At 60.4% G+C, this 22,802-nt stretch carries 26 protein-coding genes; 15 read left to right on the forward strand and 11 right to left on the reverse strand.

All coding sequences use genetic code 11. The annotated features are described in order from the left end of the window. Window positions 1-4 precede the first annotated feature (4 nt). The gene (locus V6M90_RS02570) at window positions 5-226 is read right to left on the reverse strand and encodes a PLDc N-terminal domain-containing protein (protein WP_003174482.1); all 222 of its coding nucleotides are present in this window, start codon (window positions 224-226) and stop codon (window positions 5-7) included. Between the two features lie 316 nt (window positions 227-542). Here V6M90_RS02570 and V6M90_RS02575 point away from each other — a divergent pair, with 316 nt between their 5' ends. The 6 genes from V6M90_RS02575 to V6M90_RS02600 all read left to right on the forward strand — a co-directional run bounded on the left by V6M90_RS02575 (window position 543) and on the right by V6M90_RS02600 (window position 4,962). Further along, window positions 543-719 carry a con-10 family general stress protein gene (locus V6M90_RS02575; RefSeq protein WP_003174481.1) on the forward strand — a complete coding sequence of 59 codons (177 nt, stop codon included), beginning with the start codon at window positions 543-545 and terminating at the stop codon, window positions 717-719. A gap of 320 nt (window positions 720-1,039) precedes the next feature. Then, a complete protein-coding gene (locus V6M90_RS02580) occupies window positions 1,040-1,390 on the forward strand; it encodes a con-10 family general stress protein (protein WP_003174480.1) in 351 nt (116 codons plus the stop codon). A gap of 53 nt (window positions 1,391-1,443) precedes the next feature. Next, entirely contained in the window at window positions 1,444-1,995 is a 552-nt protein-coding gene (locus V6M90_RS02585) for an ATP-dependent Clp protease proteolytic subunit (protein WP_078732623.1), read from the forward strand. A gap of 178 nt (window positions 1,996-2,173) precedes the next feature. Continuing rightward, window positions 2,174-2,443, forward strand: a complete 270-nt coding sequence (locus V6M90_RS02590) for a DUF6555 family protein (protein WP_042944868.1) — start codon at window positions 2,174-2,176, stop codon at window positions 2,441-2,443. 519 nt (window positions 2,444-2,962) lie between these two features. Further along, window positions 2,963-3,793 (forward strand): SRPBCC family protein, encoded by an 831-nt coding sequence (locus V6M90_RS02595; RefSeq protein WP_003174476.1) that lies wholly within the window; start codon window positions 2,963-2,965, stop codon window positions 3,791-3,793. Beyond that, window positions 3,793-4,962 carry a zinc-dependent alcohol dehydrogenase gene (locus V6M90_RS02600; RefSeq protein ID WP_332846029.1) on the forward strand — a complete coding sequence of 390 codons (1,170 nt, stop codon included), beginning with the start codon at window positions 3,793-3,795 and terminating at the stop codon, window positions 4,960-4,962. Before V6M90_RS02595 ends, V6M90_RS02600 begins: the two co-directional genes overlap by 1 nt. 60 nt (window positions 4,963-5,022) lie before the next feature. Here the strand turns inward: V6M90_RS02600 and V6M90_RS02605 are convergent, their stop codons facing one another. The 3 genes from V6M90_RS02605 to V6M90_RS02615 all read right to left on the reverse strand — a co-directional run bounded on the left by V6M90_RS02605 (window position 5,023) and on the right by V6M90_RS02615 (window position 7,366). Then, window positions 5,023-5,748, reverse strand: coding sequence for a demethoxyubiquinone hydroxylase family protein (locus V6M90_RS02605; protein WP_003174474.1), 726 nt, complete (start codon window positions 5,746-5,748; stop codon window positions 5,023-5,025). After that, entirely contained in the window at window positions 5,745-6,920 is a 1,176-nt protein-coding gene (locus tag V6M90_RS02610; protein WP_332846030.1) for a hypothetical protein, read from the reverse strand. The genes V6M90_RS02605 and V6M90_RS02610 overlap by 4 nt, the downstream gene beginning before the upstream one ends. A 131-nt stretch (window positions 6,921-7,051) precedes the next feature. After that, a complete protein-coding gene (locus V6M90_RS02615; RefSeq protein ID WP_003174472.1) occupies window positions 7,052-7,366 on the reverse strand; it encodes a hypothetical protein in 315 nt (104 codons plus the stop codon). Window positions 7,367-7,740: 374 nt separating this feature from the next. Here V6M90_RS02615 and cyoA point away from each other — a divergent pair, with 374 nt between their 5' ends. Genes cyoA through cyoD form a run of 4 tightly spaced genes read left to right on the forward strand, consistent with a single transcriptional unit; the run spans window position 7,741 to window position 11,592 of the window. Continuing rightward, the gene (gene cyoA, locus V6M90_RS02620) at window positions 7,741-8,658 is read left to right on the forward strand and encodes a ubiquinol oxidase subunit II (protein WP_141064132.1); all 918 of its coding nucleotides are present in this window, start codon (window positions 7,741-7,743) and stop codon (window positions 8,656-8,658) included. Between the two features lie 2 nt (window positions 8,659-8,660). Next, window positions 8,661-10,634: a cytochrome o ubiquinol oxidase subunit I gene (gene cyoB, locus V6M90_RS02625; protein WP_003174470.1), complete on the forward strand. Its 1,974-nt coding sequence runs from the start codon at window positions 8,661-8,663 to the stop codon at window positions 10,632-10,634. A 3-nt stretch (window positions 10,635-10,637) separates the two neighbouring features. Then, the gene (gene cyoC / locus V6M90_RS02630; RefSeq protein ID WP_332846031.1) at window positions 10,638-11,252 is read left to right on the forward strand and encodes a cytochrome o ubiquinol oxidase subunit III; all 615 of its coding nucleotides are present in this window, start codon (window positions 10,638-10,640) and stop codon (window positions 11,250-11,252) included. A gap of 1 nt (window position 11,253) precedes the next feature. Then, window positions 11,254-11,592 (forward strand): cytochrome o ubiquinol oxidase subunit IV, encoded by a 339-nt coding sequence (gene cyoD, locus V6M90_RS02635; protein WP_003174468.1) that lies wholly within the window; start codon window positions 11,254-11,256, stop codon window positions 11,590-11,592. A gap of 91 nt (window positions 11,593-11,683) precedes the next feature. On the opposite strand, the gene V6M90_RS02640 is transcribed toward cyoD, so the two are convergent. From V6M90_RS02640 to V6M90_RS02665, 6 genes are all read right to left on the reverse strand, one after another. Further along, window positions 11,684-13,264 (reverse strand): histidine kinase famiy protein, encoded by a 1,581-nt coding sequence (locus V6M90_RS02640; protein ID WP_332846032.1) that lies wholly within the window; start codon window positions 13,262-13,264, stop codon window positions 11,684-11,686. Window positions 13,265-13,424: 160 nt separating this feature from the next. Beyond that, window positions 13,425-13,655: a hypothetical protein gene (locus tag V6M90_RS02645; protein ID WP_003174466.1), complete on the reverse strand. Its 231-nt coding sequence runs from the start codon at window positions 13,653-13,655 to the stop codon at window positions 13,425-13,427. 81 nt (window positions 13,656-13,736) lie between these two features. Beyond that, on the reverse strand, window positions 13,737-14,735 hold the full coding sequence (locus V6M90_RS02650; protein WP_305429152.1) for an NADP-dependent oxidoreductase: 999 nt from the start codon (window positions 14,733-14,735) through the stop codon (window positions 13,737-13,739). Window positions 14,736-14,780: 45 nt separating this feature from the next. Next, entirely contained in the window at window positions 14,781-15,650 is an 870-nt protein-coding gene (locus tag V6M90_RS02655) for an alpha/beta fold hydrolase (RefSeq protein ID WP_141064129.1), read from the reverse strand. Window positions 15,651-15,694: 44 nt separating this feature from the next. Further along, window positions 15,695-16,483, reverse strand: coding sequence for an SDR family NAD(P)-dependent oxidoreductase (locus V6M90_RS02660; RefSeq protein WP_141064128.1), 789 nt, complete (start codon window positions 16,481-16,483; stop codon window positions 15,695-15,697). Window positions 16,484-16,527: 44 nt separating this feature from the next. After that, window positions 16,528-17,616 (reverse strand): alkene reductase, encoded by a 1,089-nt coding sequence (locus tag V6M90_RS02665; protein WP_332846033.1) that lies wholly within the window; start codon window positions 17,614-17,616, stop codon window positions 16,528-16,530. Between the two features lie 150 nt (window positions 17,617-17,766). Between V6M90_RS02665 and V6M90_RS02670 the strand changes: the two genes are divergently transcribed. Next, complete coding sequence (locus V6M90_RS02670) at window positions 17,767-18,354, forward strand: TetR/AcrR family transcriptional regulator (RefSeq protein ID WP_003174461.1); 588 nt, start codon at window positions 17,767-17,769, stop codon at window positions 18,352-18,354. 50 nt (window positions 18,355-18,404) lie between these two features. Here the strand turns inward: V6M90_RS02670 and V6M90_RS02675 are convergent, their stop codons facing one another. After that, window positions 18,405-19,100 carry a B3/B4 domain-containing protein gene (locus V6M90_RS02675; protein ID WP_141064125.1) on the reverse strand — a complete coding sequence of 232 codons (696 nt, stop codon included), beginning with the start codon at window positions 19,098-19,100 and terminating at the stop codon, window positions 18,405-18,407. Between the two features lie 156 nt (window positions 19,101-19,256). Between V6M90_RS02675 and V6M90_RS02680 the strand changes: the two genes are divergently transcribed. From V6M90_RS02680 to V6M90_RS02695, 4 genes are all read left to right on the forward strand, one after another. Continuing rightward, window positions 19,257-19,859 carry a helix-turn-helix domain-containing protein gene (locus tag V6M90_RS02680; RefSeq protein WP_003174459.1) on the forward strand — a complete coding sequence of 201 codons (603 nt, stop codon included), beginning with the start codon at window positions 19,257-19,259 and terminating at the stop codon, window positions 19,857-19,859. 102 nt (window positions 19,860-19,961) lie between these two features. After that, window positions 19,962-20,825 (forward strand): diguanylate cyclase domain-containing protein, encoded by an 864-nt coding sequence (locus V6M90_RS02685; protein WP_042944867.1) that lies wholly within the window; start codon window positions 19,962-19,964, stop codon window positions 20,823-20,825. A 155-nt stretch (window positions 20,826-20,980) separates the two neighbouring features. Further along, complete coding sequence (locus tag V6M90_RS02690; protein ID WP_050784873.1) at window positions 20,981-21,925, forward strand: glycosyltransferase family 2 protein; 945 nt, start codon at window positions 20,981-20,983, stop codon at window positions 21,923-21,925. Next, on the forward strand, window positions 21,906-22,787 hold the full coding sequence (locus tag V6M90_RS02695) for an NAD-dependent epimerase/dehydratase family protein (protein WP_332846034.1): 882 nt from the start codon (window positions 21,906-21,908) through the stop codon (window positions 22,785-22,787). The genes V6M90_RS02690 and V6M90_RS02695 overlap by 20 nt, the downstream gene beginning before the upstream one ends. Window positions 22,788-22,802 lie beyond the last annotated feature (15 nt).

Raw genomic sequence — 22,802 nt, forward strand, 5'->3', positions numbered from 1 at the left:
CGGCTTAGCCCTTGCTGTGTTCCGGCGAGGACGGACCTTTGGTCACGCCGCGCGGCCCCGCAATGCTCCAGATCGCCAGCCCGACATACGGCAACAGCACTACCAGGGCCGTCCAACCGGCCTTGTTGCCGGACGAGTTATCGCTTCGCCAAACACTGTTGATGACCCACAGGTCGAGCAACAACAGAATGACGCCCAGGGAAATCCAGAAATAGGTGAATTGCATGATGCACCTCCAGTCAGTCATGTTCGTTAGGTGTTGAGCACGCAGTAAGGGTTCATTATTTTTCGCCACTTAAAGCCTGTAAGCACCCACTCAGCGAAGCGGCTTGCACAGCTATCAATTTAATATCAACGAACACAAAAAAGTTATACGAAGCGGCAGTCAGGGCGCGCACCTGTACAAGTTTTTTTCAGTTCACTACCGTTCATCGCCATTTTTGAAAATCCACAAAGCATTTTCGCGACGGTCCCAATCGGAGTAAGTGCACGTTGCGTAAATGCGCAACTAGCGAAACGATCCCTTATTTTGGAGAGTTATCATGACGACCAGTAATAAAAACCCTGGAAACTTTGCCAACGACCCTCAAAAAGCTTCCGAGGCCGGTAAAAAGGGCGGCCAGGCATCTGGCGGCAACTTCGCCAATGATCGCGAAAAAGCTTCGGAAGCCGGCCGTAAAGGCGGGCAAAACAGCCACGGCGGCGGTCGCAAGTCTTGACTCGGGAGACTGAACGCCTCCTCCTACATCACTAACCAGGTAACTAACCATGCGCGCGCCAATTGATTATCAGCGACGTGACTTATATCGCGGGCCTGTAGTGGAAGTTCGACCGCAAGCCACAACAAGCGCACGCTCTAACACCTCAGGGTGTTACGAGCGCCAGCAAGTTATTGAACACGCCGAAGCTACTGTTGGCGCCGCACAAACGCCACCCTTGTGCGAAAAGCACTTATAGCGACACGCGCAAGTTGGTAGCGACACCCATGCAACATCGAAGTTAACGTTTATTGACCGACATAACGACGAGGTAGCTAAAGATGAGTACTCAAGACAAGCAAGGCAAAATGAGCGTCAGCGAAGCCGGTAAAAAAGGCGGCGAAGCCACTTCTGCCACGCATGACAAGGAGTTCTACCAGGAGATCGGCAGCAAAGGTGGCCAAAACAGCGGTGGGAACTTCAAGAACGATCCCGAGCGTGCGGCGGAAGCTGGCAGCAAAGGCGGCCAGAACAGCGGCGGGAACTTCAAGAACGACCCTGAGCGTGCCGCTGAAGCCGGCAGTAAAGGCGGTCAGAACAGTGGCGGCAATTTCGCCAACGACCGTGAAAAAGCCTCGGAAGCCGGACGTAAAGGCGGTGAGCACAGCCACGGCGGCGGCCGCAACAGTTGAGGCGCTTGACGCAGGGGAGCATGGCTCCCCTGCTTTCTTTGACGAGGGATCCCATGCCTTTACACGTCATTAACTTTACCGGACCGGTTAACGCGTCTACCTGTAGCCAACTCATCGAAAAAGCCTCGTTGGCCGTGCAGCGCGACGCCTCTGGCCTGGTGCTGAACATCGCGACCATGGGCGGTGAATGCAGCTACGGCTTTACGATGTACAACTTTTTGCTGTCCTTGCCGATTCCAGTCCACACCCATAATTTGGGCACCGTGGAATCGATGGGTAACATCATTTTCCTGGCCGGCGAGCGGCGCACCGCGTGCCGGCACAGCAAGTTTTTGTTCCATCCGTTTCATTGGCACCTGCAAGGCGCTGTCGACCATTCGCGTATGTCCGAATATGCAATGAGCCTCGATTATGACTTGCAGCTCTACGCCCGCATCGTGGCCGAACGCACGCCCGATGCCGCCGAAAAACTGGAAACCGAAAAGTACCTGATCGCGGCCCCGCGTATTCTTGACCCTCAACAAGCCCTGGCGGCCGGTCTGATCCATGGAATCGAACTGCCGGTGATCAAGGCGGAGTTTGTGAGCAGCTTTATTCACTCTTGAAGTTGGACACCCAACTAATGTGGGCGCGGGCTTGCTCGCTCCCACATTGATCTTCATACGGATTCAAGTGGGTGAACTTCATGCAACGCAAAGCGGTAAACACCCAGCAGCCAGGCAAATGAAAAAATTCTGAACCTTCGCCTGCAACAACTAACAAAAAGATGCAGACGGAGCCTTTATGAAAAACTCTCTATATATCATCGAATACGAACTTCATCATGAACCCAGATCCTTCATTATTAGGGCCGATGTCATGAACAACGCAGAGGCATGGCACTGGGCCTGTTGCGACGCCGGCATCGGTATCATTCCGCGGTCGCGCAATGAAAAGATCAAACGCATCAGTAAACCGCTTGCCGAGCGCTACGGTCTTGAAAATGTGAAGTGGCGCCCCTCCGGCAGTGTTCCATTCATTGCGAAGCCATATATACCACCCCCTCCCGAATGAATGTAACTTCAAACAGCACCCAACCCATCAAGACTATTGCCATTCGTCGCCATCTGATTAAAAAAACGAAACTGCGTTCGCTGTTTTCGTTTCTCAATACTGAGTGTATTCACTCATCAATTCCCTGGTAATACTCCTGTTTTGCCCGTACGTAGTGCGGGCTTTTTTTATGGCAGTGCTATGGCTACAAAAAATTGCGCTCAGCCCGGTCGCGACCCAGTGGCAGGCAGGTGCAATCACCCGTATATACGCAAGGGCTACTATCTGGGCCTGGATCCGGATGTTTATGTGTGCATGGGTTGTGGCGAACAGCGAAAACCGCAGCAATGGGAAGATTTCGAGCGGCGTCGCAAGCAGCCTGCCGGGTTGCTCAACGGACGGGACTGAAAGCCAATACCGGCGCTGCGCCGACCGCAGGCACAGCCTTGAACACCTTTCATCCCCCCAATCGCGAAATGCACTGAACCTCAAACGGCGCGAGTTTTTCTATCGCAAACACACCCGTTGGAGGACTGGAACATGACTGACCAACCACTGATTGCAACCCACACCCATCAGGACACACCTCGGCGCGGCACGATGACCCAAGCCGAGCGCACGCTTTCGCTCACGACCGGTGCCGTGCTGCTGCTCACTGGCTGGCGCAGGGGCGGTTTGAGCGGCGCATTGCAGATCGCGGCCGGCGCCTATGGGGTCTATCGCGGTACCGCCGGGCATTGCGCGCTGAAGCAGGCACTGACGCCAACGCCCTTCGAACAGCAAGTGAGTGCGGAACGTGACTGGCCGATCAGCGAGGCGATCACGCGCAGTATCACCATCGGGCGTCCCCTGGATGAGGTGGCGGCATTCATCGCCCGGCCACAGAACATCGGCCCGCTGCTGCGCTGGGTCGACAGCGTGGAACAACTGACACCGGACACTACGCGCTGGACGATCCGTGTACCGGCCGGGCGACGCTTGCACTGCACACTGGTGCGCACCGACACGCAGGATCCCCATGTGCTTGGCTGGAAAACCCCAAGCGGCGCACGCTGGGCACACGACATCCGCGTCTCGCTGACACCCGCCCCCGCGGGTCGTGGTACGCAGGTCAAGGCAGTCGTGGCGTGCAAACCGGCCCTGGGCAAGCTGGGTTATGGCCTGGCGCGCGCCATCAGCCTGTTCAGCGATAAAGCCTTGCTCAACGCTTTGCAGGCCGTGAAACAACAACTGGAGACCGGCGAGGTCAGCAACAACCGCCTCCATCCGGAACACGACGACAATTTCTTCTACGTCCACGACGCCGAGCCTGAAACCAGCGATCACTCGGCCGTCAAAACCGGCGTAGCCGTTGAAGGAGGGCCCAACTGATGCGCGCACTCACTTGGCAAGCACCGAACATGCTGCAAGTCGACAACGTTGCCGACCCAGCGATTCTCAATCCGCGTGACGCAATCGTTCGTGTCACGCTCTCCTCCGTCTGCGGTTCCGACCTGCACCTGTTGGGCGGCTACGTCCCGGCCATGAAGCCCGGCGATATCATCGGCCACGAATTCATGGGTGAAGTGGTGGATGTCGGCAAAGGCATCACCGACCTGCGCCAGGGCGACAAAGTGGTCGCTATCTCGATCATCGGCTGCGGCAACTGCGAGCCGTGCCAGCGCAGCGACTTCTCCTGCTGCGACAATTCCAACCCCAACCCGTCGGCAACGGACCTGCTGTACGGCCAGCCGTGCTGCGGCATCATCGGTTACAGCCACGCCTTCGGCGGTTATCCCGGCAGCCACGCAACCTATGTGCGGGTGCCGTTTGCCGACGTCAACCTGTTCAAGGTGCCCGAAGGCGTCACCGACGAGCAGGCACTGTTTGTCTCGGATGCGGCGCCTACCGGCTATTTCGCGGCGGACAATGCCAATATCCAACCCGGCGACACAGTAGCGGTATGGGGGTGCGGCGGCGTCGGTCAGATGGCGATTTGCAGCGCCTACCTGTTAGGCGCAGAACGGGTGATCGCAATCGACCGTTACCCCGACCGGCTGCGCCTGGCCGAGGAGCGCGGCAAGGCAATCGCGCTCAACTACGAAAAAACCAACGTGCACGAAGCCTTGCTGGAACTGACCGGCGGGCGCGGACCGGACCGCTGCATCGACTGCGTAGGCATGGAGGCGCATGGGATCGGGATCGACTACGCCTATAACAAGGCCAAGCAACTGCTCAGGCTGCACACCGAACGCGGCACCGTTCTCAGACAAGCCATTCGCGCCTGTCGCAAAGGCGGTACGGTGTCAGTGGCTGGCGTGTATGGCGGGCTGCTGGACAAGTTCCCCATGGGCGCGATCGTCAACAAGGCGTTGACCCTGAAATCCGGGCAACAGCCGGGGCAGCGTTATGCATCCATCTTGTTCGAACACATTCAGAAAGGTGAACTGGACCCCGCCTACCTGCTGACCCATCCCATGAGCCTGGAAGACGGCGCGCAAGGCTACGCATTGTTCAAGGAAAAATCCGACCAGTGTCTGCGTGCGGTGTTCAAACCCTGAGGCTGCTTGAGCGCGCGGTTTCACGCCGGTGTCGACGTGAAACCGCGGCTTGCGCTCAGGTCAGCTCACCTGTTCAAGCAGGTCGTCGCGAATGAACTGGCGAACCGTGGCCAGGTGCGTTTCTTCCTGCTGCAACGCCGTTTTAAAGCGCTTGGCGATCAGCGGATGCCCGCCTTTCTCGGCCAGTTCGATCAACAGCTCCCAGGCCGCGTTATCTTCCAGTTCGATGGTCAGGATTGCACCCATCGACTGCGACACGGTGGTACGAGGGTCGGTCAACACCTGCAGCACGCCCATGGCCTTGACCCCGGCCACGTCCGCACAAGGCGTCATGGCGGTGGGGTCGGCGCCCAGGGTTTCAATGGCTTCGCGCACGATGTTCATGTGCTCCAGTTCTTCTGCCTGGATGTGCCGCAAGGTGTCCGCCAGCGCGGGATCGGCGCCCGGTGCCGAGGCGGCCTTGGCGATCATCGCTTCATACAGGCGCACACCGGTGCGCTCGAAGGCCAGGCGTTCGCCGAGCTTGTCGAGCAGTACTTCAGGCGCCTTGCCGAGGGTTTTGTCGAGCACGGTCTTGACCACGCCTTTGGCCGTGCCAGGCGCCGGTACCGAGCCGATCAGGTCGGCTTCGCGAATAGCCCGCTCGCGCTCGGCGGTGTAGGCGCTCATGTCGCCGGGGACATCGGCGGGAAACATGCGCGTAGCTTCCAATTGGCGGGTGGTGCCTTCAGGCGACATCTGCGCGCCGGTGCGGTTGGTGCCGATGATCACTTGACGTTCGCTCATTGCTGTTCTCCCGCTGGGTTGAGTTCGGTGCACGGTTTGAAGGTGTAGCCAGCCGACACCACGTTGGCCGGGACGCCCTCACTGTTAAGGCGTGCGCGCTGATCCAGAGACGCCTGCCCTTCCCTTTCCTTCGGCACGTAATCGATGCCGTGTGCACGCAGGTCGACCTCGCGGGACAAGGTCTCGCGCACAAAATCGCGCTGGCTCTTGAATTCGATCATGCGCGGCAGCGGGCCGGCCAATACCTCGGCGGGATCGCGGCGTTCGTATTGCTTGAATAACTCGCAGGCCAGGTTGAGATGGCCCAGTTCATAGTCGACAAAGCGCTCCCAGAGCGCCTTGATGCGCGGGTTGTCTTCCTGCTCGGCGCAACTGGCATAGGTGTAGACCTCCATCGCCTCGTGCACCAGCCACTTTTCCATGAAGGTTTCGCTGGGGTCCTGCAACGAACCGTACTGGGTCACATGCTGCTCCTCGACCGAGGCAATTTCGGCGTACAGCGCGCGGGCGACCGGGTCGGCGAACAACGGACCGATGTTCATGTAGTAATCGTGGGTCTGGTATTCGGCACCGGTGATCAACGCCGCGTGGATCTTGGTGATCAGGGCGGCATTGTCCTTCTCATAGTTGTCACGCAGGTCATCGCTGGGCGCGCGATGATGCTCGCTGGTCGGCCGGCCGGGAACGAGATCGGTGTAGCCCTGCAGGATGTTGTTGGCATCCTTGCCTTCCAACCGATCAAGCATGGCGGCATAACGATAAAGGTGATCGAAGTCTTCCAGCAGACCGAAACGGTACGTTTGCGCCTGATACGCGTCGGGCTCGTTCTGGGCAACGGCGGCGGTCACCTCGATCGCCACCTGCTCATAGGCCACGGTGGTTTCCAGGGGCGAATGGTCGGCCGACAGCAGCCAGTTGATCGCGGTCATCTGGTGTTGCTCGACACGGCGTATCTGCGCCAGCGGCAGCTGCAGCGCCTTGTGAAACCGCGCGCCGAAGTGCTTGAGTCGCAAGGCGTCGGATTCAACGCCGTTCATCAAAATCACCCGCACCCGGGTGAATGCATCGTCGTCCAGCTTGCTGATCGGCTTGCCGGCCAGATCACGCCAGGTAAAGCTCTGCTTGTCCAAGGGGGTGCCCTTGTTGTCCAGCAGATTATCGATTTTCGACATGGATCGATCTCCTTTCATCAGTCATCACGAAGGGCCGCCGCGACAATCGCCACAGGTTTCATGGCCCTTCCTTGATGACCAGAAGATCGAATGAGGGCATCGAAATTTTATGTTCACCCTCCGATGAGCGGTCAGTCGTCTGCGTGATGCTGCGCATCAGCGCAGGGCAATCGGCCGGACTCGCCACCCGCAATCCTTTCGGCCTGGTCAATCCCGCGCTTGAGCGCGTCCCGCACCGTCCATTCCGAGCCCGGCAACTGCCGGGTTCGTTCGACGACACACTCCCCTGTGGCGGTGTAGACGCTGATCAGGATTTCAATGTCAGCGTCCTCGCGTTCCCGTGCCCTGACTTCGATATGGCAACCGTTTTCCACTTCCTGGGTAAAGCACTCTTCGTCCAGCGCCTTGGCGGCCCACGCCTTATAGGTATTGCCACGAATAAACATAGTGTTCTCCACCAACGTTAGTTGAGCGCCCTCAACTTACCTGACAACTTGGATACCTCACGCATCTATTAAAACGCCGTCACCGTTTCGCTTGTTAAACCGTTCGTCAGGCGACGTAACAAATTGTTAAACCAACCCGGAAGACCCCATTCAAACCTTTCGGGAGCTGGCTGCAACACGCCCCGCCGCCCAACCTTGAACCCAACAAAACCGGGGATTTATCCGTGGCGGGCGGCTTATTGCCAGGCGTTAGCCGACTGACGACAACAGGGCCTGTAACAAGCGCAGCGTCAGTGCGTCGACAAACCAACTTGCGAATGCAATTGCGCAGTTTCAACAGGGAAACAGTGAAACTTTCAACACAGGAGCAGGGCATGAATAGAATGCTTGGGTATTGCCTGGTCTCACTCACCGGCATGTTCTTGTTAACCGGTTGCAATCTGGTGGTATTCAACCCCAAGGGGCAGATTGCAACCGATGAACGCGACCTGATTATCCTCGCCACGGGCCTGATGTTGCTGGTGGTGGTGCCGGTGATCGTGCTGACATTCGTCTTTGCCTACCGCTACCGCGCGACCAACAAAACAGCGCGCTACTCCCCCCGCTGGGCCAGTTCACACACAATCGAAGCGGTGGTCTGGGGCGTTCCGTTGCTTATCATCATTGCCCTGGGGTGGGTCACCTGGGTAACCACTCACGCCCTGGACCCCTATCGACCGCTCGACTCGGACACACCGCCGATCAACGTGCAAGTGGTCGCCACCGACTGGAAATGGCTGTTCATCTACCCCGACCTGGGCATCGCCAGCGTCAATGAGCTGGCCCTGCCGGTACACACGCCGGTGAGCTTTACCATCACCTCCGACGCCGCCATGACTTCCTTTTTTATCCCGGCCCTGGGCGGACAGATCTACGCCATGGCCGGCATGCAGACCAAGCTGCACCTGATCGCCGACGAAACCGGCGTGTTCAGGGGGATAGCCGCCAACTACAACGGCCCCGGTTTTTCCGACATGCACTTCGCCACGCTGTCACTGCGCCCTGCCGACTTCCAGGCCTGGGTCAACAAGGTCAAGGGCGCGGCAAGGCCGCTCGACCAAAACAGCTATGCGCAATTGGCCAAGCCCAGTACACGCCACCCGGTGACCTATTACTCGGCGGTACAGGAGCGATTGTTCCTGGACATCGTCGACAAGTACGAAGGCATGAACAAGGCCGATAAAAGGCGCGGCCAGACGCAGTTGAACGACGCCGGCAAGCGTTCCGACCACTACCTGGCCAAGGAGCAATAAGCATGTTCGGAAAACTATCGTGGGACGCGATTCCGACGACTGAACCCATTGTGATGTACACCCTGGCCGTCGTCGGGCTGATCGGTGTGGCGCTGGTGGGGTCGATCACCTGGAAACGCCAATGGGGCTATTTGTGGCGCGAATGGTTCACCTCGGTGGACCACAAGAAAATCGGCTGCATGTACATCATCGTCGCACTGGTGATGCTGCTGCGTGGCTTCTCCGACGCGATCATGATGCGCACCCAGCAAGCCATGGCCGCCGGCGGCGGGCCGGGTTACCTGCCGCCGGAACACTACGACCAGATCTTCACCGCCCACGGGGTGATCATGATCTTCTTCATGGCCATGCCTTTCGTGGTCGGGTTGATGAATATCGTTGTGCCGTTGCAGATCGGCGCGCGCGATGTGGCCTACCCGTTTCTCAATGCGTTGAGTTTCTGGCTGTTCGTGGTCGGCGCGGCACTGGTCAACATTTCACTCGGGGTGGGCGAGTTTGCGCGCACCGGATGGGTTGCCTATCCGCCGTTGTCCGAGCTGGGTTACAGCCCCGGGGTCGGCGTGGACTATTACATCTGGTCACTGCAGATATCGGGCATCGGCACCTTGCTCACGGGGGTGAATTTCTTCGTGACGATCCTGAAGATGCGCACCGAAGGCATGACCCTGTTCAAGATGCCGGTGTTCACCTGGAATGCGCTGTGCACGTCGGTGCTGATCCTGGCGTCGTTCCCGATCCTGACCGCCACCCTGCTGATGCTGAGCCTGGACCGTTACCTGGGCATGCATTTTTTCACCAACGAAGCCGGCGGCAACCCGATGATGTACGTCAACCTGATCTGGGCCTGGGGGCACCCGGAGGTGTACATCCTGATCCTGCCGGCGTTCGGGGTATTTTCCGAAATAGCGGCCACCTTCAGCAGTAAACGGCTGTTCGGCTACGTGTCGCTGGTGTGGGCGACGATCTCGATTACCGTGCTGTCGTTCATCGTGTGGCTGCATCACTTTTTCACCATGGGCTCGGGCGGCAACGTCAACGCGTTCTTCGGCATCATGACGATGATCATCGCCGTGCCGACCGGGGTGAAAATCTTTACCTGGCTGTTCACCATGTACCGGGGTCGAGTGCGCTTCGAAACCCCCATGCTGTGGACCCTGGGCTTTATCGTGACGTTCAGCATCGGCGGCATGACCGGCGTCCTGCTGGCCGTGCCCGGCGCCGACTTCATGCTGCACAACAGCCTGTTCCTGATCGCTCACTTTCACAACGTGATCATCGGCGGCGCGGTGTTCGGCTACATGGCCGGCCTGACCTACTGGTTCCCCAAGGCTTTTGGTTTTCGCTTGTACGACAGGCTGGGGCGCATTGCCTTCTGGTGCTGGCTGACCGGCTTCTATTTCGCCTTCATGCCGTCGTACGTGCTGGGTTTCATGGGCATGACGCGCCGCCTCAACCACTTCAACAACCCGGAGTGGCGGCCCTGGTTGCTGCTCGAACTGGCGGGCGTGGCGATTATCCTCTGCGGTGTCGCCGCCCAGGCCCTGCAACTGTTTGTCAGCATCCGCTACCGTCATCGCTATCGCGACCTCACCGGTGACCCGTGGGACGGCCGCACCCTGGAATGGGCCACCGCCTCTCCGCCACCGCTGTACAACTTTGCCGAGCAACCCAAGGTCAGCGACCTGGACGCTTACTGGGGCATGAAGGAGCGCGGCGTCAGCACCCTCAGCCACACCGATTACCGAAGCATCCACATGCCGCGCAACACCGCCTCGGGCCTGGTGATCAGCCTGTTCGCGCTGGTCTGCAGCTTCGCCCTGGTATGGCATATCTGGTGGATGGCGGCGTTCGGCCTGGTGGCGTCGGTGGTTGCATTCGTGGTGCGCAGCTACGACGAAGACACCGATTACTTCGTGCCCGCGCAGGAAGTCGCGCGCATCGAAACGGCACGTTTGAAAGACCTGGCAGAGGCTTGACCCATGTCCCATATCGTTATCGAAAAAGACATCGCGCGCACCCACGAACAAGGGCACGAAGACGCCGGTTCCCTGAGCCTGTTCGGGTTCTGGATCTACCTGATGACCGACTGCATCCTGTTCGCCACCTTGTTTGCCGGCTATGCCGTGCTGCGCGACAGCGTGGCCGGCGGCCCCTCAAGCGTGGATATTTTCGAACTGCCCTATGTGCTGGGTGAAACCATGCTGTTGCTGCTGAGCAGCATCACCTACGGCTACGCAATGCTCGCCATGAACCGTGGCCAGCAAGGGCACGTCTTGCGCTGGCTGGGGCTCACATTCGTGTTGGGCGCAGGCTTTATCGCCATGGAAATCAACGAATTCCACCACCTGATCGAAGCGGGCCACGGGCCGGACCGCAGTGCGTTCCTGACCGCGTTCTTCACCCTCGTGGGCACCCACGGCGCGCACGTGCTGACGGGGCTGGTGTGGATGGCGGTGCTGATGGCCCAGGTTCATCAACGCGGCCTGACCACTACCAATGCCACGCGTCTCAGTTGCCTGAGCCTGTTCTGGCACTTCTTGGACGTGGTGTGGATCTGCGTGTTTACCGTGGTCTATCTGCTGGGGGTGGTGTGACATGTACAAGCAAAGTTCGATTCACAGCAGCGCCGGTACAAGCCATGGCAGCAGCCGCTCTTACCTGGTGGGCTTTGTGGTGTCGGTGCTGCTGACCCTGATCCCCTTCGGCCTGGCGATGTTCCCGTCACTGCCGCGCACCGTCACCGCGTGGTTGGTGGTGGCACTGGGCGCGATCCAAATCGTGGTCCACCTCAAATTCTTCCTGCACCTGGACACGGCGCAGGAACAACGCTGGAACCTGATTGCGCTGATTTTCTCGGCGGTCATCATTGTGCTGCTGGTGGGCCTGTCGCTATGGATCATGAACAGCATTCATCACAACATGCTCGCGCACTGAGCACTGGCGAGGCTGCGTTCGCGGCGTATCTGACGCACCGCCGACGCTGCCTCGCCAAGGCTCGGCAGCGGCTACGCGAGGCGTTCGCGAGTTACGCATCGAGCACCGCGCGGATTTTCCGAGGCAGGTCAACCGGCCGATAGGGCTTGGGAATCAGCTCGAACTCCTGCACCTGCACATCGGCGCGCTCCAACGAGTCTTTGGCGTAGCCGGTCGTCAGCAGGATCCTGGTGCAGGGGTACAGGCGCGAGACCTCACGTGCGAGCGCTGCGCCATTCATCTCGCCCGGCATGATCAGGTCACTGAACACCAAGTCATACGTCGTGTGCTTGAGCTTGGCCAATGCTTCGGCGGCATTGAGCGCGGTGTCTGTGCGGTAACCGTAATCCGCCAGGACCACCTGCGCCAGTTCGGCCACCTCGGGCCGGTCCTCCACGATCAGGATGCGCTCGCGGCCTTGCAGCGAGGTCGTCTCTGCCGACGTGTGTTCGACCCAAGGCTGGCTGTCGTCCGCCGGAAAATACAGGCGTATCGTCGTACCGATGCCGGGGGATGAATGGACCCGCGCCGCCCCGCCCGATTGCTTGACGAACCCATACACCATCGACAACCCCAGCCCCGAGCCCTTGCCCTCCTCCTTGGTCGTGAAGAACGGCTGCATGACTTTTTCCTGGATGCCGCTGGTCATGCCGTTGCCGTTATCACTGACCGAGATGCTCACATAGTCGCCCGCGGCCAGGCCATCGTCTTGCGCGAGCACATCGCCCGGCACTTGGACATTGCAGGTTTTGACCGTCACCGTCGGCGCGTCACGCCCCTCTAATGCATCCCTGGCGTTCGACAGCAGGTGCTGCACCGCCAGCTCGGCCTGGGCAGGGTCGACGCAACAGTTGCGAAGGTCAGGCGCGAGTTCCAGTTGCAGATCGACACCCGGCAGTGACTGCGCCATGAAGTCCGGGCGGCTGAGCAAGCGGTTCAAATTGATCACGCGGCTGTCGAGCCGTTGCTTGCGCGAAAACGCCAGCAATTGCTGGGTCAGGGTCTGCGCCTTTTCAGCGGCCGCCCTGGCTCGACCGGCGCTGTTGACGATGCGCTGCGGGTCGCTGCCGGGGCGCTTGGCGCTCTGCTGGATCAGTTCGAGATAGCCGACCATCACCTGCAGCAGGTTATTGAAGTCATGGGCGATACCGCCGGTCAGTTGCCCCAGGGCTTCCAGGTCCTGTAGGCGACGCACGCGCCGTTCGGCGTCGTGACGCCGGCTCACGTCCAGCTGGGAAGCAAAAAAATACACCAGTTGCCCGCGCTCGTTGAACAAGGGCGCAAGGAACAATTCATTCCAGAACGTCGAGCCATCCTTTCGATAATTGATGACCTCCACGCACACCTCGTGGTGTCGCTCCAACGCGCGCTGCACGTGGCGCAAGGCGTCCTTGTCGGTGTGTGGCCCTTGCAGAAAGCGGCAATTGCGCCCGATCACTTCATCCTGTTCATACCCCGTGAGGGCCAGGAACGCTTGGTTGGCGAAGATGATCGGATTGTCGGGCTGCGCAGGATCGGTCACGATCATCGCGCTGTGGCTGGTTTGCATGGCGGCGAAGAACAGGTCTTTGCGGTGGGCGGATAACGCCGCCAGATCGCTGTCGTGGACCACAGGCTTTGTCTTTTTTGCCAAGGTTCACCTCCGGGTCAGTGGTGCGTGTTCCATTGACCATAAAAATCTCTCGGAGTGCGACGCTCCGCTGTGGCTGTCGCTCTGGCTGCTGATCTTGATCTCGAGCACCCTTGCCACAGATACCTATGCTTCGTTGGTCCGGCCCTGCTCGACAGGCCGGTCAATCCGCACCTTCATTGTCAGCATCAGGCACAACGTCGATACCGGGCGTGCCATTGGGCGGCTTTACATCGATCTCCTGCTCGGTATCGATGTCATCGGGGTGATCCCAGTCGGTGGTCGCGTTGGGGTCTTCCTCACGCCCGGCCGTGCCGACCAGGCAACCGTCGTCATTCGGTTCACCCAGGTCTTCACGGGAGCCCTGCTGGGGATGGGAGGGGTCATGTTTCATGGGAAATCTCCAGTTCACCGGTGATAACCCCTTGGAATCGCATTTGGCTCTGGAGTGCGCGAAAAAGGACGAATGGCGTACTCAGTGGATGCGGATGCACACCTTGCCTTTGGACCGGCCCTGCTCGACATACGTCAACGCCTCTGCCGTCGACTCAAAAGGGAAGCAACGGTCAATCACCGGTTTGATCGATCCCGCTTCGATCAGCGCGGTGATCGCCTGCAGCTGCGCGCCGTTGGCGCGCATGAACAAAAATGTGTAGCCGACGCCCCGCTTGCGTGCCTTGCGTCGAATCCCGCTGCTGAGCAGGCGCATGACCTGTCGCAGCAGCCAGGACAAGCCTTGCGCCTGGGCGAATTGCGCGGTCGGCGGGCCCGAAATGGAAATGAGCTGCCCGCCAGGCTTGAGCACGTTGAGCGACTGTTCGAGTACATCGCCACCGAGGCTGTTCAACACCACGTCATAACCCTGCAACTCGTCGGCAAAATTTTGCTGTGTGTAGTCGATGACCACGTCCGCGCCCAGCGCTTTGACCCACTCGACGTTCGACGAACTGGTGGTGGTCGCGACAAATGCGCCGAGGTGTTTGGCGAGCTGGATGGCCAGCGTGCCGACACCGCCGGAACCGGCGTGAATCAATACCTTCTGGCCGGGTTTCACCTGGGCGGTCTCCACCAGTGCCTGCCAGGCGGTGAGTGCGATCAAGGGAATGGACGCGGCCTGAAGCATGTCCAGGTTCGTGGGCTTGAGCGCCAAGGCGTGCTCGTTCACGGCAATCCGTTCGGCGAAGGTACCGATGCGCCCGTCGGGAGGACGTGCGTAGACTTCATCGCCGGCCTTGAAGCGCGAAACCGCCGAGCCGATGCCGACCACCACACCGGCCAGGTCATTGCCCAACACCAGGGGCAATGCGTAGGGCAGGATCAGCTTGAACTCCCCCGCCCTGATCTTTGAGTCCAACGGGTTCACGCTGGCGGCGTGAATTCGGACCAGCACATCGTGCTCCCCCACCACCGGCTCGGGTACTTCACCCATCGCGCCGTTGCGCTTGCCGTAACGGTCTATGAAAAATGCCTTCATGCTGCGGATGCTCTTGTCAGTGGGAGGAAAACGGCGTCAAAGCGCTCAAGCGTCAAGGAAGGCCCGCGCCTGGGCGACAAACTCAGCGTAGTACTGGAAAATCCCGCCGTGCCCGGCGTCCTTGTAAAGAATCAATTGGGCACCGGGAATGCGCCTGGCCAGCTCGATCGAATTGGCCGTGGGCACCATGATGTCGTGATCGCCATTGGCGACCAGCGTCGGCATTTGCAGGCCAGAGAGGTCTTGCGGTGCCTGTCTGCCCCATACCGTGATGGCTTTCAACTGCCTTGCAAACGCACGCGGGGTCGGGCCTTTGACGCGGCCTTTGCGGCGCTCCTTCAAGCGCTTCAAAAACGCGGACGCCGCTCGGCGCCCGTTGGCCGTCGAGGTAAAGAACAGGTAGAACTTGGGGTCACGCAGGGTCAGCAGGCCTTTGATCATCAAGGGCCATGACACTTTGCCGACGTTGGCGATGCCTGTACCGCCGGCAGGGCCGGTTCCGGTGAGGATCAGTCGGCGCACGCGTCCGGGCGCCTGCATGGCGATGTCTTGAGCGACAAAACCACCCAGGGAAAAACCCAGCAGATCGACCTGTTCCACCCCCAACGCCCGCATCAGGCCGATGACATCGTCGGCCATTTCAGCGACGGTCAACGGCGCGGTGCCGCCTGAGCCGCCGATACCGCGATAGTCGAGGGCGATGACGCGCCTGGTGTCCGCCAGGCCGTCGATGATCCTGGGGTCGAAGTTGTCCAGTACCGCGCCCCAGTGATTGAGCACCATCAACGGCACCCCGACCCGGGGCCCCAGATCGCGATAGGCGAAGGCAACGCCACCTACCGTGATCGACTGGTTCTCAGCCAGGGCAAACGAGGCCGGCGATCCCGAGCGGCTGTGTGTGTCCAATGCGCGCATGCTGTCTACTCCATGCAATCGGGAAGACCGGTCTGTTTCAAGCGTCACGCCTGGGCTTGATAACGTTGCGCAACCGCCGACTGGCGGATCTGCGACAGCAGGCCCTGGCGCGCGCCCTGCAAGGCATCCCAGCGCTCGGCTTCGTGCAACGGTGGAATGGTCACCGCCTCGCGACGATCGAAGCCGACCAGGGCGGCATCCACCAGATCACCGACTTCCATCACTTCGCTCAAGGTGTTGATGTCGATACCGGCGCGGTCCCAGATCTCGGTGCGGGTGGCGGCAGGCAGTACGGCTTGTACATAGACGCCCTGTGGCGACAGCTCCAGGCTCAGGCCCTGGGACAGGAACAGCACGAACGCCTTGGTCGCGCCGTACACCGTCATGCCGAACTCCGGCGCCAGGCCGACCACCGAACCGATGTTGATGATCGCGCCGTTGCCCGCCTTGGCCAGGCGCGGGGCGATGGCACTGGCCAGGCGCACCAGCGCGGTGGTGTTGAGGGCGACCAGGTGGGCGACGCTGTCGGTGCTTTGCTCGATAAAGGTGCCCGACTGCGCGGCGCCGGCGTTGTTGATGAGGATGCCGATGCTGGCGTCATCACGCAGGCGCGCTTCGACGTGGTTCAAATCGCTGAGTTGGGTCAGGTCCGCTTGCAGCACATCGACGGCAACCGCGTATTCGCTGCGCAACTGGCTGGCGAGGGTCTGCAGACGGGCCTGATCGCGTGCGACCAGCACCAGGTCGTGTCCGCGTTGGGCGAAGCGCTGGGCATAAACGGCACCGATGCCGGTGGAGGCGCCGGTGATGAGAACGGCAGGGCGAGTAGTCATGAGCGTGTCTCTTTTTTAGCTAACGGTGGGGGAAATGGTTGCGCCTAGTTCGACTCGGCCAGCGCCGGGTAGTCGATGTAGCCTTCGGCAGCGCCGCCATAGAGCGTGGCCGGATTGAAGGCAGCCAGAGGCGCGCCGGTCTTCAGGCGTGCCACCAGGTCCGGGTTGGCGATGAACGGGCGACCGAAGGCGATCAGGTCGGCCTTGCCTTCAACCAGGCGTGATGTAGCCAGGTCCAGGTCATAGCCGTTGTTGGCGATATAGGTGTGCTTGAAGCGTCGGCGCAAACCGGCGAAATCGAAAGGCGCCACATCGCGCGGGCCGCCGGTGGCGCCTTCGACCACGTGCAGGTAAACGATACCCAGCGCGTTGAGCCGGTCGACGATGTAGTCGAACTGCGCTTGCGGGTCGCTGCTCGAAACGCCGTTGGCCGGCGACACAGGTGACAGGCGAATGCCGGTGCGCTCGGCACCGATCTCGGCCACCACCGCGGCCGTGACTTCCAGCAACAGGCGTGCGCGGTTTTCAATCGAGCCACCGTAGGCATCGGTGCGCTGGTTAGCGCCATCCTTGATGAACTGGTCCAGCAAGTAGCCATTGGCGCCATGGATCTCCACGCCATCGAAGCCCGCCGCCATCGCATTGGCCGCCGCCTGGCGAAAATCGTTGACGATGCCCGGCAGCTCAGCGGTTTCCAGTGCGCGCGGCTCGGACGCGTCTTCAAAGCGGTTGTCGACGAACACTTTGGTCGCCGCACGCAAGGCAGAAGGCGCGACCGGTGCGACGCCCTGCGCTTGCAGGTCGACGTGGGACACACGGCCCACATGCCACAGTTGCAGGAACATTTTGCCGCCCTTGGCGTGCACGGCCTCGGTCACCGCGCGCCAGCCTTCGATCTGCGCCGAGGTGTAGATGCCAGGCGTGTCCTGATAGCCCTGCCCCTGCCGGGAAATCTGCGAGGCTTCGGAGATCAGCAGGCCGGCGGACGCGCGCTGGCTGTAATACGCAGCGGCGAATTCGCTGGGCACCAGGCCTTTGCCGGCACGGTTGCGGGTCAGAGGGGCAAGCACCGCACGATTTGCCAGCGTCAGGGCACCCATCGTATAGGGGGTAAACAAATTCAGGTCGCTCATGTCATGCGTATTCCATGTCGGTTGATGAGGCAATCGTGCCGCTTGCCATTAGGATGATGATCGAAATCTAAACTGTCAACAGCTTTGATTACGATCAACATCTATGTATCATCGAACCTTGTTTTTGAGCGCACACGAGAGGTGTTGCACGTGAGAGTGAGCAAGGCTCAGGCCCAGGCAAATCGGGAACACATCGTCGAAACAGCCTCGACGGTGTTTCGCGAACGCGGTTTTGACGGGGTGGGCGTGGCTGACCTGATGGCGGCTGCGGGGTTCACCCATGGCGGGTTCTACAAGCATTTCGGCTCCAAGGCCGACTTGATGGCCGAAGCGTCCGCCAGCAGCCTTGCGCGCTCGCTGGTCGGCGTGCAGGCGCTGGATATTCAGCGTTTCATCGACATTTACGTGTCGAGGGAGCACCGCGACGGACGCGGCGACGGCTGCACACTGGCCGCCTTGAGTGCCGATGCGGCGCGTCAGCCCGATGACCTCAAGGTCGCGTTTGCCCAAGGCATAGAAGGCATGCTGCAGACGTTGGGCGGCAAGTGTGCCTCGCCCGCCGATGCGCCGCCTGGAGCGTCGCGCGCGAAAATGATCGGCCTGCTGGCACAGGCGGTCGGGGCGATCCTGTTGTCGCGTGCCTGCCCGGATGACGCTGCGCTGGCCGATGAAATCCTTGAGGTCTGCCATGCGCAGATGACGGCATCCTTGGAGACCGCGCAGAAACCAACAGCCTGAGGCTCGGCAGCCCAGGCTGAACGCGGGTAACGCCTTACGGTGACGAGGGTTCAGGAGGCCCCGGGGCCGATCAATGAACTCTCGATCTGCACACCCGGCATCATCCTCTGCAAGCCTTCGATCAGCTTGTCGCCGGCTTCGGTCAAGGCCTCAAGCGGCATGGCCGGCAGACTTTCGAGGATGAACCACATGTGCCTGGCATCGGCGTCCAGCCGAGTCCTGGCGCCTTGCCGCCAGTTCCAGCGACGGCACGTCACGCCTTTTTCATCACGCCATACCACCTCGCCGGGGTCCGGATACTCGTAGGCGGGGGTACCTTCTTTCATCGTGTCAAAAGGCTCTGTGCCCTCTGCGACCACCAGCCGTGGGGGCCCCATATAGGCTTGCGCGTTTTCCCCGCCAACGGGAATGGCGTACTCAAGGCTGATGGCGTTGTAGAGGTCGACAATCGGGTCCAGGCTCGGCAAGTGGCCGTCCTTGAGCACGCGCTTGCGCAATGCCTGCGCCGAACACGGTGTGCGTTGCGGTTTGGCGCCGAAGGCACGGAAGGTATCCGCCCAGGCGGCCAGATGCGCATCGCCCCAGCTTGGGCCGCCCGCCAGCACTGATCGGCAAGCACGCTCCAAGGCTTCTTGCGCAACGCCTGGATGCGTGAGCGGCGCCGCCTGCACCACAATGCTCAGCGCGCGGAACTGCGGGGCCAGTGTCACCACGGCTTGGTCAATTAACGGCAATACGGACAGCATCTAGAGTCTCCAGCGTTCCACAGGTGATTTCATGCTAGTTAGTGCCGACCAAAAAAGTCAATATATCGACCAATACCCACCAGCCGGCGCACGGATTGACGCCAGCGCCGACAAGCACCCAGAATCCCCCCAACTTCAGCGCATGCCCCCTCCCCCATGACCAAAAAGACCGGTAAAACGACCACCCCCGGCGCCGATGCTCAAGCCGTGAGCCTGGCCGTCGCACGCACCCTCAAGCAGGCCCGACAGGCGCAGAGCATCACCTTGGACGAGCTGTCCCGGCGTGCCGGCGTAAGCAAAGGCATGGTGGTTGAAATTGAAAAATGCACGGCCAACCCAAGCATCGGCATCCTGTGCAAAATCGCCGCGGCGCTGGGGTTGTCCGTTGCCGATATCGTCAACGTGACGGACGTGCCGGCCGCCCATATGATCGCCAGTCAGGACATCCCGACGCTCTGGACCGGCGAGCTGGGTGGGACAGCGCGGCTGCTGGCGGGTACCTCGGGGCCGAACATGATCGAACTGTGGCGCTGGGAAATGTTTCCAGGCGAGTCCTTTTCGTCGCAAGGGCACCCGCAAGGCACCCTTGAGTTGTTCCATGTGGAGAAAGGCACGCTCAAATGCGTGGTCGGGGAAACCGAGCTGATCATCCCCGCAGGCAGTTCGGCGGTGGCGAGAACCGACGTTGCGCACCGCTATGCGAATGCGGGCAGGTCCCGATTGGTTTTCACCATGTCGGTGACCGAAATCCATCAGTGAGGGCGCGCGCAAGCAGGCAGCAAAAATGTGCGGGATAGCTCAACGCCGCCCCTGATGATCGGGCTATCATCAGCCGATACGAACCGGATGGCCGGATGTCCCATGCCCGTAGACCTGCAAGCGCTGTACCCCAAACTGATCCACCTGATGCTGGATACGGTGTTTGTCGTTGACGGTGAAAACCAGATTGCGTTTGTCAGCGATGCCTGTGAGGCACTGCTCGGTTACTCGGCCGATGAGCTGAGAGGCACCCTGATTACCCGTTATATGCACCCTGAAGACCTGGCACGCACCCGGGCCTCCATTGTCCGTGTCATGAATGGCCAGGCCCATGTCGACTTTCGCAACCGCTATATCCGCAAGGATGGCAGTATCGTGCATATCCTGTGGGCCGCCTTCTGGTCCCAGGAGGTGGGCGCGCGGATCGGTGTGGCACGGGACGTGACAGCACTCACCCAGGCCGAGGAAGAGTTACGGTTCCTCGCCCATCATGATCCGCTGACGGCCCTCACCAATCGGTTGCTGTTCAACGATCGACTGGAACACGCCCTGCACAGCGCACAGACGCATAACCAGCCCCTGGCGTTATTGTTTGTGGACATCAACGACTTCAAGGCTATCAACGATGTGCATGGGCATGCCGTGGGCGATCGTGTGCTGTGTGTGATCGCGCGACGGCTGGAGCGCTGCCTGCGCAAGAACGAGCTGGTGGCGCGGATGGGCGGCGATGAATTCACCGTGCTGCTGGCCGATAGCCCGACGCCGGATGCCGTTGCCATCAAGGTGGCGCAGATACTCGCGGTGATGGCCGAACCGTTGGACGCCGAGTTTGGTGCGCTCAAAATGCCGTCCTGCAGTATCGGCGTGGCTGTTTACCCGGTCGACGGAACGGATGCCGATACGCTGCTCAGCCATGCCGATGGCGATATGTACCGTATCAAAAGGCAGCGGTTTGCAACGGAGTGACAAGGAGAATGCCCTGACCGGTTGAAAGCCAGGCCGTGACGCCGCCCGGCACGCGCTTGAGGAACTGGTGCAAAAGCACGGACCTGCTATCTTGGATGAAGGCCTGAGCAGTTGCGACCCCGTACGCATCCAGGTCTGTACAGGGAGTAATAAAGTTGGAAGCAGAGGACCTGCTCACTCTTGAGGATTCGGTTACATCGTCTCGACATGGCGAATGCGATGTGATCATTGTCAATTACAACGCCGGTGACCTGTTGCTGGCGTGCGTAGCGTCGGCGTTTGCCGCCGGTGCTTGCACAGTGATCGTGGTCGACAACGACTCTCACGATGACAGTTTGATGCGACTGGAGCGAGCCCACGCTGGCCGTGATTCCCTTCGAGTCCTGCGCAATACCGCCAATCTGGGCTTCGCCGTGGCGTGCAATCAAGGTGCCCGTCTGTCAACGGCCCCCAATTTGTTTTTCTTGAACCCGGACACCGTAGTGGCCGCAGACGCGATAGACCGTTTGCTGTTGGCATTGCACAGCGCACCGCGGATCGGCATGGTCGGGGGGTTCCTGTCCAATCAGGACGGGAGCGAGCAACCTGGCGGGCGCCGAGTATTCCCGACGCCCAGGCGCGCGTTCATGCGGGCTTTCGGGCTTTCGCGGCTGTCGAAACTTTCCCATTCGGTGTGGTCCGATTTTTTATTGCATAAGGAGCCACTACCCACCGCGCCCATTGTCGTCGAAGCCATTTCCGGGGCCTGTATGCTGGTCAAGCGCGAAGCGATCGAGAGCGTCGGATTTTGGGACGAAGAGTATTTCCTTCATTGCGAAGACCTGGACTGGTGCATGCGCTTCCATCAGGCCGGCTGGCGTGTACTGTTCGTGCCGGATGCCCAGGTGATGCATGTATTCGGTGGCTGCAGTCAGCATCGTCCGTACTTCGTCGAATGGCACAAGCACCGGGGGTTCCTGCGTTTCTATCGCAAGTTTTTCCGCAGCAAATATCCGGCTGTCCTCTGGTTCAGTGTGGTGGTTGGGGTCTGGTTTCGATTCTGCCTGGTGGTCCTTCGCCACGCGACGAGCCGCCTGAAAAATGCATGGTCCCCAAAATGAGAGACCTGGATTGCGCATAGGAATTTTCGGCGCTTCCAGCTTCCTGGGCGAGCGCACCCTGCCATTGCTGGCCTCCATCGGGCACTCGACGAGCGCCTTCAGCCGAGCGCTGCCCAAGGTGCCCTGCCCCGGCGTCAACTGGCGTCAATCCGACGATTGGCACGGACTGGCGCTGGACACTTTTGTGTCATTTGCGCCTATCTGGGTGTTGCCCGCCTATCTGGAGCGCTTGGCCGGCACCTCTGTCAAACGCGTTGTGGTGCTGTCTTCCACAAGCCGTTTCGCCAAGCAAGCATCACCCGACGCGCGAGAACGGGCCCTGGCGCAACGATTGATAGACGCAGAAGAGGCGATCGAACAGTGGGCGGCGCAACGCCAGATCGAATGGGTGATCCTGCGACCAACATTGATCTATGGCTTTGGCCGCGACCAGAACATCTCGCAGATAGCACGCTTCATTCAACGCTTCGGATTTTTCCCGCTGATCGGTGGCGCAACCGGATTGCGCCAACCGGTGCATGGGCATGACGTGATCCAGGCGTGCCTGCGCGCGATGAGCGCACCTGACCTGCCCAGTGGCGGTTACACCCTCTCGGGAGGAGAGGTGTTGCCTTATCACACGATGGTGAAACGAATATTCCAGGCCATGGGGCGTCCACAGAGAATACTGCCGGTGCCCGCCAAGACCTTGAGCGTCGGCGTTTCGATCTTGCGGAGCCTGCCGCGCTACCGGCATCTTTCAAGCGCGCTGGTGGCGCGGATGAATCAGGACCTGGTGTTCGATCATTCGGATGCTGGCGACCGGCTGGGCTTTGCGCCGAGAACGTTTCAGCTGGCGCATGAAGACTTGCCTGGGCGCTGAAACGCCAGCGCCTGC

Origin of the sequence: Pseudomonas lactucae (assembly GCF_036688725.1) — a bacterium.
In the GTDB taxonomy this organism is placed as follows: Bacteria; Pseudomonadota; Gammaproteobacteria; order Pseudomonadales; family Pseudomonadaceae; genus Aquipseudomonas; species Aquipseudomonas lactucae.